General features: G+C 64.2%; 16 protein-coding genes. 4 read left to right on the top strand and 12 right to left on the bottom strand.

Translation table 11 applies throughout. The features are described 5' to 3' along the window. From rplI to rpsF, 3 genes are all read right to left on the bottom strand, one after another. Positions 1-437, bottom strand: a 437-nt coding sequence (rplI, locus tag VMR39_RS06795) for a 50S ribosomal protein L9 (protein ID WP_325415226.1), incomplete at its 3' end; no start/stop codon positions are given. 12 nt (positions 438-449) lie between these two features. After that, positions 450-674, bottom strand: a complete 225-nt coding sequence (rpsR, locus tag VMR39_RS06790) for a 30S ribosomal protein S18 (protein ID WP_009821298.1) — start codon at positions 672-674, stop codon at positions 450-452. A 13-nt stretch (positions 675-687) separates the two neighbouring features. Beyond that, positions 688-1,134, bottom strand: coding sequence for a 30S ribosomal protein S6 (rpsF, locus tag VMR39_RS06785; protein WP_325415225.1), 447 nt, complete (start codon positions 1,132-1,134; stop codon positions 688-690). Positions 1,135-1,392: 258 nt separating this feature from the next. On the opposite strand from rpsF, the gene VMR39_RS06780 reads away from it, so the two are divergent. Next, positions 1,393-2,793 carry a GntP family permease gene (locus tag VMR39_RS06780; protein WP_325415224.1) on the top strand — a complete coding sequence of 467 codons (1,401 nt, stop codon included), beginning with the start codon at positions 1,393-1,395 and terminating at the stop codon, positions 2,791-2,793. 54 nt (positions 2,794-2,847) lie between these two features. Here VMR39_RS06780 and VMR39_RS06775 read toward each other — a convergent pair whose 3' ends face one another. From VMR39_RS06775 to VMR39_RS06745, 7 genes are all read right to left on the bottom strand, one after another. Continuing rightward, positions 2,848-3,225 carry an RcnB family protein gene (locus VMR39_RS06775; protein WP_325415223.1) on the bottom strand — a complete coding sequence of 126 codons (378 nt, stop codon included), beginning with the start codon at positions 3,223-3,225 and terminating at the stop codon, positions 2,848-2,850. Positions 3,226-3,575: 350 nt separating this feature from the next. After that, the gene (locus tag VMR39_RS06770; RefSeq protein WP_325415222.1) at positions 3,576-3,743 is read right to left on the bottom strand and encodes a hypothetical protein; all 168 of its coding nucleotides are present in this window, start codon (positions 3,741-3,743) and stop codon (positions 3,576-3,578) included. A gap of 161 nt (positions 3,744-3,904) precedes the next feature. Continuing rightward, complete coding sequence (locus VMR39_RS06765; protein WP_325415221.1) at positions 3,905-4,225, bottom strand: hypothetical protein; 321 nt, start codon at positions 4,223-4,225, stop codon at positions 3,905-3,907. Positions 4,226-4,505: 280 nt separating this feature from the next. Beyond that, complete coding sequence (locus tag VMR39_RS06760) at positions 4,506-5,711, bottom strand: ABC transporter permease (protein WP_325415220.1); 1,206 nt, start codon at positions 5,709-5,711, stop codon at positions 4,506-4,508. A 198-nt stretch (positions 5,712-5,909) separates the two neighbouring features. Then, positions 5,910-6,611: an ABC transporter ATP-binding protein gene (locus VMR39_RS06755; RefSeq protein WP_325415230.1), complete on the bottom strand. Its 702-nt coding sequence runs from the start codon at positions 6,609-6,611 to the stop codon at positions 5,910-5,912. 18 nt (positions 6,612-6,629) lie between these two features. Next, positions 6,630-8,171: an efflux RND transporter periplasmic adaptor subunit gene (locus VMR39_RS06750; RefSeq protein WP_325415219.1), complete on the bottom strand. Its 1,542-nt coding sequence runs from the start codon at positions 8,169-8,171 to the stop codon at positions 6,630-6,632. Next, positions 8,161-9,633 (bottom strand): efflux transporter outer membrane subunit, encoded by a 1,473-nt coding sequence (locus VMR39_RS06745; RefSeq protein WP_325415229.1) that lies wholly within the window; start codon positions 9,631-9,633, stop codon positions 8,161-8,163. Before VMR39_RS06745 ends, VMR39_RS06750 begins: the two co-directional genes overlap by 11 nt. A gap of 160 nt (positions 9,634-9,793) precedes the next feature. On the opposite strand from VMR39_RS06745, the gene fabD reads away from it, so the two are divergent. The 3 genes from fabD to fabG are packed head-to-tail and all read left to right on the top strand — an operon-like array spanning position 9,794 to position 11,955. Continuing rightward, complete coding sequence (gene fabD, locus VMR39_RS06740) at positions 9,794-10,729, top strand: ACP S-malonyltransferase (RefSeq protein ID WP_325415218.1); 936 nt, start codon at positions 9,794-9,796, stop codon at positions 10,727-10,729. Positions 10,730-10,768: 39 nt separating this feature from the next. Continuing rightward, complete coding sequence (locus VMR39_RS06735; protein WP_325415217.1) at positions 10,769-11,200, top strand: GxxExxY protein; 432 nt, start codon at positions 10,769-10,771, stop codon at positions 11,198-11,200. 2 nt (positions 11,201-11,202) lie between these two features. Further along, entirely contained in the window at positions 11,203-11,955 is a 753-nt protein-coding gene (gene fabG, locus VMR39_RS06730) for a 3-oxoacyl-[acyl-carrier-protein] reductase (RefSeq protein ID WP_325415216.1), read from the top strand. Between the two features lie 56 nt (positions 11,956-12,011). On the opposite strand, the gene VMR39_RS06725 is transcribed toward fabG, so the two are convergent. After that, positions 12,012-12,596 (bottom strand): hypothetical protein, encoded by a 585-nt coding sequence (locus VMR39_RS06725; RefSeq protein ID WP_325415215.1) that lies wholly within the window; start codon positions 12,594-12,596, stop codon positions 12,012-12,014. Next, positions 12,593-12,928, bottom strand: a complete 336-nt coding sequence (locus VMR39_RS06720; RefSeq protein ID WP_325415214.1) for a metalloregulator ArsR/SmtB family transcription factor — start codon at positions 12,926-12,928, stop codon at positions 12,593-12,595. The genes VMR39_RS06725 and VMR39_RS06720 overlap by 4 nt, the downstream gene beginning before the upstream one ends. Between the last annotated feature and the right edge of the window lie 241 nt (positions 12,929-13,169).

Raw genomic sequence — 13,169 nt, 5'->3', positions numbered from 1 at the left:
GCGACGTTCACCGTGATGGTGACGGCCACTTCCGGGTGCAGCGCGACCTTGACGTCGAAGACGCCCAGGGTCTTGATCGGGCGTTCCAGCACGACCATCGCCTTGGTGACGTTGGTGATGCCTTCGGCGTGCAGCGCTTCCACGACGTCGCGGACGGCGACCGAACCATAGAGGTGGCCGGCGTTCGACGACTGGCGGATCAGGACGATCTGCTTGCCGTTAACGTCTTCGGCAGCCTTTTCGGCGTCCGTGCGACGAGCGGCGTTGTCGGCCTCGATCTTCGCGCGGTTGGCTTCGAAGACCTTCTTGTTGGCGTTGTTGGAGCGCAGTGCCTTCTTGTTGGGCAGCAGATAGTTACGTGCGTAACCGTCCTTGACGGTGACGACGTCGCCGATCGCGCCCAGCTTCTCGATGCGTTCGAGGAGAATGATTTCCATGGGTCTTTCCCCTTACTTCACGATGTAGGGCAGCAGGCCCAGGTGACGGGCGCGCTTGATGGCCGAAGCCAGCTCACGCTGCTTCTTGGCGGAAACGGCGGTGATGCGGCTGGGGACGATCTTGCCGCGTTCGGACACGAAGCCCTGGAGCAGACGAACATCCTTGTAATCGATCTTCGGCGCATCCTTGGCGGCGAAGGGGCAGCTCTTGCGGCGGCGGAAAAACGGGCGTGCCATGTTTCAGATCTCCTTATTCAGCAGCCGGGGCTTCTTCGCGGTCGCGGCGCGGGCCACGATCTTCACGCGAACCGCCTTCGCGATCGCCACGGGGGCCACGATCGCCACGGGGACCACGGTCGCCACGTTCCGAACGCTCCTGCTTGCGCATCATCACCGACGGACCGGCTTCCAGCTCATCGACCTTGACGGTCATGTAGCGGATGATGTCTTCGTTGATCTGGGTCTGGCGCTCCAGTTCCGCAACGACGCCGGCGGGGGCATCGATGTTCAGCATCACATAGTGAGCCTTGCGGTTCTTGGCGATCTTGTACGCGAGCGAACGCAGGCCCCAGGTCTCGACCTTGGTCACCTTGCCGTTGTTTTCCTCGACGATCTTGGTGGCGGTTTCCGCCAGGGCGTCCACCTGCGCCTGTGCCAGATCCTGGCGCGCAAGGAACACATGCTCGTAAAGAGCCATGGGTAAGCCTCATCATGTTGGCCGATCGCTGACGCCCACCCCATGTGGAACGCCCCTCCGGCTGTCGTCTCAATGCTTCGCGGTGACGCCGAGTCACCCCGGAGCCGATGCGAAGGCGCGCCTATGACGGAAAAGCGTGAGGAAAGCAAGGACGCATCGGTGCGTCGCGGACGGGCAATAATGCCGCGCGGCCCCTGCTTGTCGCAGCCCTGTTTTTCTTCTTAAATCAGGCAAGACAAGAATAGTCCAGGAGAGTTCATGGCCGTAGCGATCGCCGCCCTGTCGCTGATATTGCTGATGATCGCCGCCTATCGTGGCATGAGCGTCATCGTCATGGCGCCGCTGCTCGCCATGCTGGCCGTGTTCCTGACCGACCCGGCCGCCGTGCCCGCCGCCTTTTCCGGCCTGTTCATGGAAAGGGTCGCGAGTTTCCTTAAGCTCTATTTCCCGGTCTTCCTGCTTGGCGCGCTGTTCGGTAAGCTCGTGGAGATTTCCGGTTTTTCCCGCGCGATCGTGACGGCGGTGATCGGCTTCATCGGCGCGAGCCGGGCGATCCCGGCGATCATGATCGTGACCGCATTGCTGACCTATGGCGGCGTGTCGGTATTTGTCGCCGTGTTCGCCGTCTATCCCTTCGCGGCCGAGATGTTCCGTCGCGCCGACATCCCCAAGCGGCTGGTGCCCGCGACCATCGGCCTTGGCGCGCTGACCTTCACCATGGATGCGCTGCCCGGCACGCCGCAGATCCAGAATATCATCCCGACCAGCTTCTTCGGCACGACGACATGGGCCGCGCCGCTGCTGGGGCTGGTCGGATCGGCCTGTATCGTGACGGTGGGCCTCGCCTATCTCGGCTGGCGACGGCGCAAGCTGATGGCGGCGGGGGAGGGCTATGGCGCGCCCGAAACGCTGGTCAACGAACCGGAGCGTCATGAGGAGGACGCGCGCATCCATCCGATGATCGCGCTGCTGCCGCTGGTGGTGGTGGGCCTCGGCAATCTGTTCCTGACGCTGGCGATCCCGCGCTGGGTGAACGGCCGGGAGGTGACGCTTTCGCTGCCCGGCATGGCCGAGCCGGTTGCGGTCAAGGTGGCGCAGGTGTCCGCGCTCTGGGCGGTCGAGGGCGCATTGCTGCTGGGTATCGGGACGATCCTGCTCTTCGCCTTCCCGACCGTGGCGAGGCGCTTTGCCGACGGGTCGAAGGCAGCGGTCGGCGGTGCTTTGTTGGCGGGGATGAATACGGCGGTCGAATATGGCTTCGGCGCGGTGATCGCGGCACTGCCGGGCTTTCTGGTGGTCAAGGAAGCGCTGCGCGCCATTCCCAACCCGCTGGTCAACGAAGCGATCACGGTGACGTCACTCGCTGGTATCACCGGATCGGCGTCGGGCGGCCTGTCGATCGCGCTGGCGGCGATGGCAGAGCAGTTTGCGGCGGCGGGCGACGCGGCGGGCATCCCGCGCGAGGTGTTGCACCGCGTCGCCTCCATGGCTTCGGGGGGCATGGACAGCCTGCCCCACAATGGCGCGGTCATCACCTTGCTTGCGGTGACGGGGCTGACCCACCGGCAGGCCTATAAGGACATATTCGCACTGACGCTGATCAAGACGATGACCGTATTCGTCGTGATCGCCGTCTATTATATGACTGGCCTTGTTTGAACGCGAAACGCCCCCGGAGGCGAACCTTCGGGGGCGTTTCGTCGATGTTGTCACTTAACGGATCGCGCTGCCGATCACTGCGCCGATGATGCCGCTGGTGATCGCGATCAGCACCGCGTCATTGCCCGAGCGGACCCACTGATAGCCGCGCGGCGGAGCGGACAGGCGATAGTCGCGATAATTGTTCACCACCCGATAGTTGCTGGCATAGCGACGGTCGAAGCGCTGGCCCTTGGCCCAGCGGCGGCCCGTGTCCTTGCGCACGACGGTCTGCTTCTTCACGACGGTGCGGCCATTCGGCTTGTGCTGGACGGTGGTGCGGGTGACTTCATGACGGCCCGAATTATAGGGCGCGGCCTGGGCCTGCGCGGTGACGATGGGGCTGGCGACCAGGGTGGTGGTGGCCAGGGCCATGATGATCTTCTTGAACATGTCTTGCTCCTTTGCCTGTGTATCTGGCGCCGTTCCGTGGCGTCGAAGACAGAGATAGGCGGCACTTGTCGCAAGCCTGTGCCAGCCGGCGGGCTAGATTGTCGGAAATTGTAACAGGATCCGATTTAGTCTGAATGCATGTTCAGAAATGTCTGCATTTCAGTGGTTTATGGTTTACCCGGAGACGTGGAGAAGGAATGGCGAGCGATGAACCCATGCCGATTGCCATCCAGCGCTGCTGACGCCCGGAGAGCAACCCTGACTTCGGCACAACTACTCCGCGCCTGCGCGCGAACAAAAAGGCCCCGCAGCAAAAGCTTCGACGCACGATATGCTCCCAAGAGCGGTGATCAGTTGGGCAGCGAAGTCGCGCTCACCACCATGCGCTGAGGCAGGATCGGCCTGTCCTTACCCTCAATGATTGGGATGGGCGTTGCGGCGGGTGCGCCGGCCAGCGCCGACAGGCTGACGCCAGGGGCCAGCGCACTGCTGGCGATGCTGAGGGCAATGGTCTTCACGGACTGATCCTTCCGGCGCCAAGGCGGGGCATGGAAGGAGCTTTGGCGCGCGATGTCACAGGACTGCGCCAAGCGAAATCCGCTTTTATCTGAAGTGTATCAGGCAGATTTGGTGGGGGGGCGGACTGGCGGCTTTTGGATCGTTTCGATGGGGAAGCGGACTATGCGCAGACGAGCGCGAACCCCTTTTCCGTCTCCATCGCGTTCCCCTCATCACGGAGTTCGCTGGCCAACTCTTGGGCCAGGACAGCGCCATAGACGTTGATCCGTGACCAATCCGGGTAATGCTCCTGAACGTTCCAGATGGACCGCAGTATCGCATCGCGCCCGATCTCCCCACCCTCCGGGAAGAATATGGCGCTTCCAGCATCAAGATCGGACTGCTTATCAAACCATCGGCGGTTTTCGTCGCTCTGAACGATCCAGACCGCGCCTGCCGCCTGGCCCTGAAATGCGGTGTCGAAGATGATAGAGATTTCCATATTGGCAATCTGCTCGATGGACGGGTGGTTCGCAACGGCAAGTATCAGGGGGGTGACGGGTCGCTATTGGGAACGGCAAAAACTGGTCTTTAGCTGCCTTTCCTCATCGTCACCCCAGCAAAAGCTGGGATCAGGCCGCGTAGCGCTTCGTCGCCTGCGACCCCAGCTTTTGCTGGGATGACGAATTATGGTCGCCTATTGCCACCCCCCTTGTCATGCCGGATTCTGAGCGGGGCGAAGGGACCGGTATGAAGCCGGCCAGATATCGCATCGCTATCCTCTATTCATGTCGCAAGGCGTCGATCGGATTGAGCGCCGCCGCCCGCCGTGCCGGGAAATAGCCGAACACCACGCCGATCGCCGCCGAGAAGAGGAAGGCGATCGCATTCACCTTCACGTCGAACAGGAAGGGCACCTGCATCAGCGGGGCGATGGCGACGGACGCGATCAACGCCAAGAACAGGCCGATCAGGCCGCCGAGGCAGGACAGCACGATCGCCTCGACCAGGAACTGCATCAGCACCTCGCGCGCGACCGCGCCGATGGCGAGGCGGATGCCGATCTCCCGCGTCCGCTCCGTCACCGACACCAGCATGATGTTCATGATGCCGATGCCGCCGACCAGCAGCGATATCGCCGCCACCGCGCCTACGATCTGGGTCAGGATGGTGGTCGTGCCGGTCAGCGTGTCGCTGATCTGCTTGGTGTCGAAGACGTTGAAATTGTCCTGATCGCCCGCCTTGATCTTGCGCCGCTCGCGCATCAGTTCCTCAAGGCTGTTCTGCACGGTGGCGCTGTCATAGGCGTCGTCCACCGCAACCATGATCTGGCTGATGTCGCGGTCGCCGGTGAAGCGACGCTGCACGAACTTGATCGGCATGACGACGACATCGTCCTGATCGCCGAAGCCGCCCTGCCCACGCGTCGCCAGCACGCCCACGACCTGGCAGGATACGCCCTTGATCCGCATCCGCTTGCCCGTCGGCTCGGCGCCCTGAAACAGGTTTGTGCGCACCGTATTGCCGATGATGCAGACGGATTTGCCGGCTTCCTCTTCCTCGGGCAGGAACAGGCGGCCGTCCTGCACCTTCCACTGCTGAACCTCCGAATAGGCGGAGGTCGTGCCATAGACGGTGGTCGACCAGTTATTGCCTTCATAGATGGCGGTGCCGCTCGACTGCACCACCGGGGCGACGGCGCGCACGCCGGTCAGCTGGTTTTCGATGGCGGTCAGGTCGGCCGGCTTGAAGTCGGGCGGACGCGGACCGCCGCCGCCCCGGCCGAAGCCTTGTCCGGGCCGCAGTTGCAGCACATTGGCGCCGAGCGAACTGATCTGCTCGCGTACGGCCGCCGTCGCGCCATTGCCCAGCGTCACCATGGTGACGACCGCCGCCACGCCGATGATGATGCCCAGCGTCGTCAGGAAGCTGCGCAGCTTGTGCCGGTTGATCGCGCGAAAGGCGAGGATGACGGTAGTGCCCAGCATCTTACTGCTCCTCCCCCAGACGAGGGGGGAGGATAGGAAGCCTTGCCTCTTTAGCGGCTAGGCGAACTTGGAGAGGGGTGATGAGCGCCGACATCCGGTCAAGGCGCTTCCCCCTCTTCCAATTACGCCTAGGCTCGTTCCTCGCCAAGGCTTCATATCCTTCTCCCCCATGGGGAGAAGGTTTTGGATAGGTGCCACTCACGCCTTCACCCCTTCCTCGATGCTTTCGACCAGTCCGTCGCGGAAATGGACGATGGTGCGGGCATAGGCGGCCATGTCGGGTTCATGCGTCACCATCAGCACTGTGATGCCGCTGTTCCTGTTGAGGTCGGTCAGCAATTCCATGATTTCGATCGATCGCTGGGAATCGAGGTTGCCGGTCGGCTCGTCCGCCACCAGCACGTCGGGCTGGGTGACGATGGCGCGGGCGATGGCGACGCGCTGCTGCTGGCCGCCGGACAGTTCGGCGGGCGTATGGTCCCACCAGTCCTTGAGGCCCACCTTGTCGAGCGCGGCCATGCCCATGTCGTAGCGCAGCTTCTTGTCCTCGCCGCGATAGAGCAGGGGCAGCTCCACATTCTCCAGCGCCGTCGTGCGCGACAGCAGGTTGAAGCCCTGGAACACGAAGCCGAGATAGCGACGGCGCAGCAGCGCTCGCTGGTCGCGGTCCAGCGTTTCCACATGATGGCCCTTGAACAGATAGGTGCCGCCGGTCGGCACGTCGAGGCAGCCGAGAATGTTCATCGTGGTCGACTTGCCTGAACCCGACGGTCCCATGACGGCGACGAAATCGCCTTGCTGGATGTCGAGGTCCACGCCCTTCAGCGCCTGGAACGCGGTCGGCCCCTCGCCATAGACTTTCGTCACGCCCTTCAAGGAAATAATGGGCGACGAGATGATGGGATTGGCGGCCACGGATCAGCTTCCGTTCTGGCGGCCGGTGCCGCGCGTTTCGGACGGGGCGGGCTGGCCGTTGCTGGGGGCGACGGGCGCGGTTTCGGGCGCGGCATCGCCCGAATTGCCGAGCTTGCCGACCGTTGCGGGCGTGCCGTCGGCGGACGGATTGCGCTGGCGGTCGCGCGCGCCCTGATCCTTCTTCGCATCGCCATTCTGGTCTTCGGCCGGCGCCTGCTGCCCCTTGGCGAGCTGGCCGGTGATGACGCGCATGCCGGCCTTCAGGTCGCCGCCGGTGATGACCGTCCGCGATCCGTCGCTGGCGCCGACCGTCACCTGAACCGCCCTGGGATTGCCATCCTCGCCCACGACATAGACGGTCTGGCTGCTGCCCGCGCCGAAGCTGACCTGACGATTGCCGCTGCCGCGCCGCATCCGGCCGGGGCCGGGCAGAACGCTGGTGATGCCGCCGCCCTGTGCCTGCGTGCTCGGCTTGAAGCGCAGCGCACTGTTGGGAACCAGCAGCACGTCATGCAGCTCCTGCGTGATGATGTCGGCCGTCGCGGTCATGCCGGGGCGCAGCGTCTCGTCCTTGTTGTCGACCGACAGCACGGCCGTATAGGCGACGACCGTCCCCGACGAGCTGCTGGTCGTGCTGCTGCTGGAGGAGGAAGAGGAAGAACTGCTGCTCGATGCGTTCGACCCCACATTCACCCGCGTGACCTTCGCCGGGAATGTGCGGCCGGGGAAGGCGTCGACGGCGAAATTGGCGGTCTGGCCTTCCTTCACCTGACCGACATCCGCCTCGTCCACCGATACCTCGACCTCCATCTGCGTCAGGTCTTCGGCCAGCGTGAAGAGTACCGGGGCGTTGAGCGACGCCGCGACCGTCTGCCCCGGCTCGATATCGCGGGACAGGACGACGCCGTTCACGGGCGACACGATCTGCGCGATCGACAGGTTGGTCTGCGCCGTGGACAGCCCCGCCTGCGACACGCGCACCTGCGCCTGCGCCGACCGCAGATTGGCGACCGCGCTCTGATAGTCGGCGCGGGCCGAATCCAGTTCGGTCTTCGCCGGCACGCGGCCACCCGAGAGTTTGAACACATTTTCCTGCCGGTCGAGCGTCGCCTTGGCCAGCGCGACCTGCGCCTGCGCCTGCGCGATGCTGGCCTGCGAAGAAGCGACCTGCGCCTGATTCTGGTTCACCGTGTCGACCAGACGGCGGGTGTCCAGTTCGGCCAGCTTCTGCCCCTTGGTCACGCGGTCGTTCACGTCGACATACACGGCAGTGATCTTGCCCGACTGTTCGGAACCGACATCGACCTGGTTGATCGGCTTCAGATTGCCGGTCGCCGACACGCTGACCGTCAGGTCGCCCTGCCGCACTTCGCGCGTCGCATAATTGGCCTTGTCCTCGCCCGAAAAGCAACGGGCGACGAGCAGTATCAGGATCAGCAGGACCACGCCGATGCCGCCACGGATAGCCCATTTGCGCCAGGGCTTCTGCGGCTTCTCGCCGAGGAAGTCGCTCAGATCCTTATCAGGGGTAACATCATTGCTCATTTGGGCGATTGTCCATGCTCTGCCAGCCGCCACCCAGCGCATTGTAAAGCTGGGCAATGGCCAGAACCTCGTCGGACTGTGCCGAAGCGAGGCTGTTGCGGGCGTTCAAGAGGGTGGTTTCGCTGGTCGACAGCGTCTGGAAGTCGGTCAGGCCTGCCTGATACTGGCTGCGTGCCAGAATCGCGGCGTTGTTCGACGCCTCATAGGCGGTGGTGAACTCGGCCTTGCGCGTGCGGGCGCTGACGAGCGCGGCCATCGCATTCTCGACATCCTCCAACGCGGTCAGCACGCTCTGCTTGTAGGCGGCGAAGGCGGCGTCGGTCGCGGCCTTCTGCGACCGGACCTGCGAGGCGAGGCGACCGCCGTCGAAGATGGTCTGCGCCACATTGGCGAAGATACCGCCGGTGATCAGGCTGAACAGATCGTTGAAGCTGTTCGACGTGGTGCCGATGTTCCCGCTGATCCCCAGCGAGGGATAGAGCTGCGCCTGCGCCACGCCGATCCGCGCGGTGGCGGCGGCCAGCGCCCGTTCGGCGCTGCGCACGTCGGGCCGCTGGCGCAGTGTGTCGGCCGGAATGCCGGTCGCGATCTGCGTCGATGCGGTGGGGATGGGGGCAGGGGTCTCCAGCGCGCGGGTCGCCTCGCCCGGCGCTTGCCCCGTCAGCACCGCGATGCGGTTCAGGCTGCCGCGCAAGCTGGCTTCCAGCTGGGGAATGCTCGCATTGGTCTGGGCCAGTTGCGCCTTGGCCTGCTGTTCGTCCAGCGAGGAGACGAGGCCCGCCTGCAAGCGCCAGCCGGCGATGTCATAATTGTCCTTCTGGACCGCCTGCGTTTCGCGGGCGACGCGCAACTGCTCCTGCGCCAGCCGCGCCTGCACATAATTCGTCACCAGTTCGGAGACGATCGTCATCCGGACATTGGCAAGGTCATAGCCGGACGCGGCCAGATCCGCGCGCGCGGCTTCGGACGTTCGCGCCAGTTCGCCGAACAGGTCGGCCTGCCAGCTGGCATTGGCGCGGATCGAATAGCTGCTCGACCAGTTGCTGGAACCGCCGCCGATCGGGTTGCCGCTGCTGTCGAGGCGTCCGCCGGCATCCTGGCTGCTATAGTTGCGACCGCCCGTTCCCGATCCGCTCACCTGTGGCAGGAAGCTGGCATTGGCCTGGCGCAAACTCTCGCGCGCCTGTCGCAGCCGCGCCTGCGCTTGCACGATATCCAGATTGTTCGCCACCGCCGCGTCGATCAGTCCCGTCAGAGCCGGGTCATTGAGGCGCGTCCACCACTGGGCGAGGTCCGCATCGCTCAGCGCACCGCCAACACCCTGGCTGTAGGCGGCCGGTACGCCCAGTGCGGCCGTCTGCGGGGCATGATAATCGGGGCCGGCGGCGCAGGCGGACAGCATGAGCGCCGTCCCGCTGATCCAGGTTATGCGATATCGCACCTTTTCCTTGCACTCCGTCATCGTTAAAGGGACCGCCACGCGCCGTCCCCGGATGGGGAGGCAGGCGTCCATGCCCTGACTGCCGCAGGGATATGTACGTCTCAATGACATTTATGTCTCAAAGTGTAACGGTTTTGGATTTCAGCGCTTTTCGGCACGCGCTTGGGCTTGGAGTTGGATGATGCGGGCATTTCTCTTTCCGGGGCAGGGTAGCCAGTCGGTTGGCATGGGCAAGGCGCTGGCGGATGCCAGCCCGACCGCGAAGCAGCTGTTTCAGGAGGTCGACGACGCCCTGTCGCAGCATTTGTTCCGCATCATGGTGGAAGGTCCGGACAGCGACCTGACCCTGACCGAAAATGCCCAGCCCGCGATCATGGCCAACGCCATTGCCACGCTGCGTGTGATGCAGGCCGAAGGCGGCTTCTCCCTCGCCGACAAGGGCGATTATGTCGCCGGTCACTCGCTCGGCGAATATAGCGCGCTCTGCGCGGTCGAGGCGTTCGACATCGGCACCACGTCGCGCCTGCTGAAGCTGCGCGGCCAGGCGATGCAGGCGGCCGTGCCGGTAGGTGAGGGCGCGATGGCGGCGCTGCTCGGCGCCGACATCGAAAAGGCGCAGGCGCTGGCTGATGCGGCGGCCGAAGGCGAAGTCTGCACCGTCGCCAATGACAACGACCCCTCGCAGGTCGTGATCTCCGGCCATCGCGGCGCGATCGAGCGCGCGGTCGCGCTGGTCAAGGATCATGGCATCAAGCGCGGCGTTTTGCTGCCGGTGTCGGCACCCTTCCACTGTCCGCTGATGCAGCCCGCTGCCGAAGCGATGCAGGAGGCTCTGGCCAAGGCCGCGATCAGTGCGCCGCTGTTGCCGGTCTATGCCAACGTCCTCGCCGCGCCGATCGCCGACCCTGAAGAGATCAAGGCGCGCCTGGTCGAGCAGGTGACGGGCCGGGTCCGCTGGCGCGAATCCGTCGCGGCGATGTGGGACGCGGGCGTCACCGATTTCGTGGAAGTCGGCGGCAAGGTGCTCGGCCCGATGGTCAAGCGCATCGCCCCCGACGCGACCGTCCGCAGCATCGTGACGATGGACGATATCGAAGCCGCGCTGGCTTCGTTCTGATTTTTTGTTCGCGCGGAGACGCGGAGACGCGGAGGGTTATTGGTCGAGATCGATCGCATCAGTGGCGATGTCCTCAACCTGGCCCTGCGCGTGCATCGCGAACTGGGGCCGGGACTGCTGGAAAGCGTCTATGAAATGATCCTAGCGACCAAATTGGCCGCCATGGGTTATGCGGTTGAACGCCAGCGCGCGATCGATGTCGAGTATGATGGCTTACGGTTCGATGCGGCCTTTCGCATCGACCTCTTGGTGGACGGCGTTCTGCTGGTTGAAATCAAATCGACAGAGCGCCTCAACGCTGCCCATGCGAAGCAATTGCTGACCTATCTTCGGCTCACCAAACAGCCCGTAGGGCTGCTAATCAATTTCGGCGGCGCCACGCTCAAGGAAGGGGTGAAGCGCATAGTCAACGACTATGTCCCCTCCGCGTCTCCGCGCCTCCGCGTGAATCAAATAGAACAAGGAGACTGAGAATGTTCGACCTCACAGGAATGACCGCGCTGGTGACGGGCGCTTCGGGTGGCATCGGTTCGTCGATCGCCAAGGCTCTCGCCGCGCGCGGCGCGACGCTGGCGCTGTCGGGCAGCAACGAGGAAAAGCTCAAGGCCTTCGCCGCCGAACTCGGCGCCAATAATCCAGAAGCTGGGCATAAGACCATCGTTTGCAACCTCAGCGACCCGGCCTCGGTCGATGCGCTGGTGCCGCAGGCGGTCGAAGCGCTGGGCAAGATCGACATCCTGGTCAACAATGCCGGCATCACCCGCGACAACCTGATCCTGCGCATGAAGGATGAGGAATGGTCGCAGGTCATCCAGGTCAATCTGGAGGCGGCCTTCCGCCTCGTCCGCGCTGCCGCCAAGCCGATGATGAAGGCGCGCTTCGGCCGCATCATCTCGATCACCTCGGTCGTCGGCGTTACCGGCAACCCCGGCCAGGCCAATTATTGCGCGTCGAAGGCCGGCATCATCGGCATGTCGAAGTCGCTGGGCCAGGAACTGGCGAGCCGCGGCATCACCGTGAACTGCGTCGCGCCCGGCTTCATCCGCTCGGCGATGACCGATGCGTTGAACGACGCGCAGAAGGGAGCGATCCTGACCAAGATCCCGGCAGGCGATCTGGGCAGCGGCGACGATATCGGTGCGGCGGTCGTTTATCTGGCGAGCAAGGAAGCCGGTTACGTCACCGGCCAGACGCTGCACGTCAATGGCGGCATGGCGATGATCTGATCGCGCTTCGTGGCGTGAAGCGAAAACGGGCCGGGCGCTGAGCGTTCCGGCCCTTTTCAATATCCGGCGCGCCTGAGTGCCTGCTTCACCGCCGCGATCGTCTTGACCCTGGCGGTCGTATCCGGCCCGTCGCGGCGACCGCAGTCACATTCATAATGTTTGAACAGCCGCTCGGCGGCCTTCACGGGCACCAGCGCGCGCTGGCCGGGCTTCCAGTCATCCAATATCCGCACGTCGTACATGGTGCCGCTGACGTCATAATGGCGAATGTCCCAAGCGAGGATGACGATCAGTTCCTTCGCCTTGTCGCGGTCCGCATTGGCAAAGCCGATGGCGGCGATCTGCGGCGCGCCGCCTTCCTGTTCGCCGACGGTGACGCGGACCGGCGGGCCATCCATCGTCTCCGCCAGCATCACCAGTTGGCGCTCTTCCTCATCCTCTTTCCCGGTCAGATAGTCGGCGAACACCTGTCCACGCCCATTCCATGTCGCGGGCGTGACGTTCACCGCCTCCGCCGGGAGGCCGATCCGCTGCGCCGCTCGATGCTGCACGCTGGCCGCATGGGCCGCATCCTCCTGCGCGCGCGCCGGCGCCGCCAGCGGCAATGCCGCAAGCAGCAGGGTCGCAGCGATCCGCCTCACGCCTCGATCCCCTCCAGCGCGGTGAAACGTTGCGACCAGAGCGCGCCATAGACCGCCATCCACTGCACCACCGGCGCCAGCCCCTTGGACCGCGCGGAATAATAGGTTTCGCGGCCCGCACGACGCGCCGTCACGAGCTTGGCCCGCTTGAGCTTGCCCAGGTGGCGCGACACCATCGGTTGCGATACGCCCGCGACCGCCGTCAGCGCATGAACGCTCTGTTCGCCCTCGCGCACCAGATATTCGAGCAGGGCGCGGCGCGTGCCATCGGACAGCGCCTTGAACTGCGCGTCGATGGTGGGGCTGCGATCATCTTGTAATGCTTCCGTCATGGTCGCGTCATAACCATATGGTTATGAATGGGGCAAGCCTTACTGCGCCGAAACGACTTTCAGCGGGGTTAACCAAAAAAAGTCCGTCGCTCCAGAGGGCTGAGTCTTTTGAGTCACACCGCGCCATATTGAGTCCGTGCGCCTTGCGCTGACTCAACATCTTGTGGGTCCACCTTTCGTTCTCCTCTTCAGACCTTGCGACTCGCGCTGAGTCCGCGAGTCCCCTACACTTGACGCCGGA

Origin of the sequence: Sphingobium sp., assembly GCF_035511395.1 — a bacterium.
Classification (GTDB): Bacteria; Pseudomonadota; Alphaproteobacteria; order Sphingomonadales; family Sphingomonadaceae; genus Sphingobium.
This window is presented reverse-complemented; position numbering and strand designations above follow the sequence as displayed.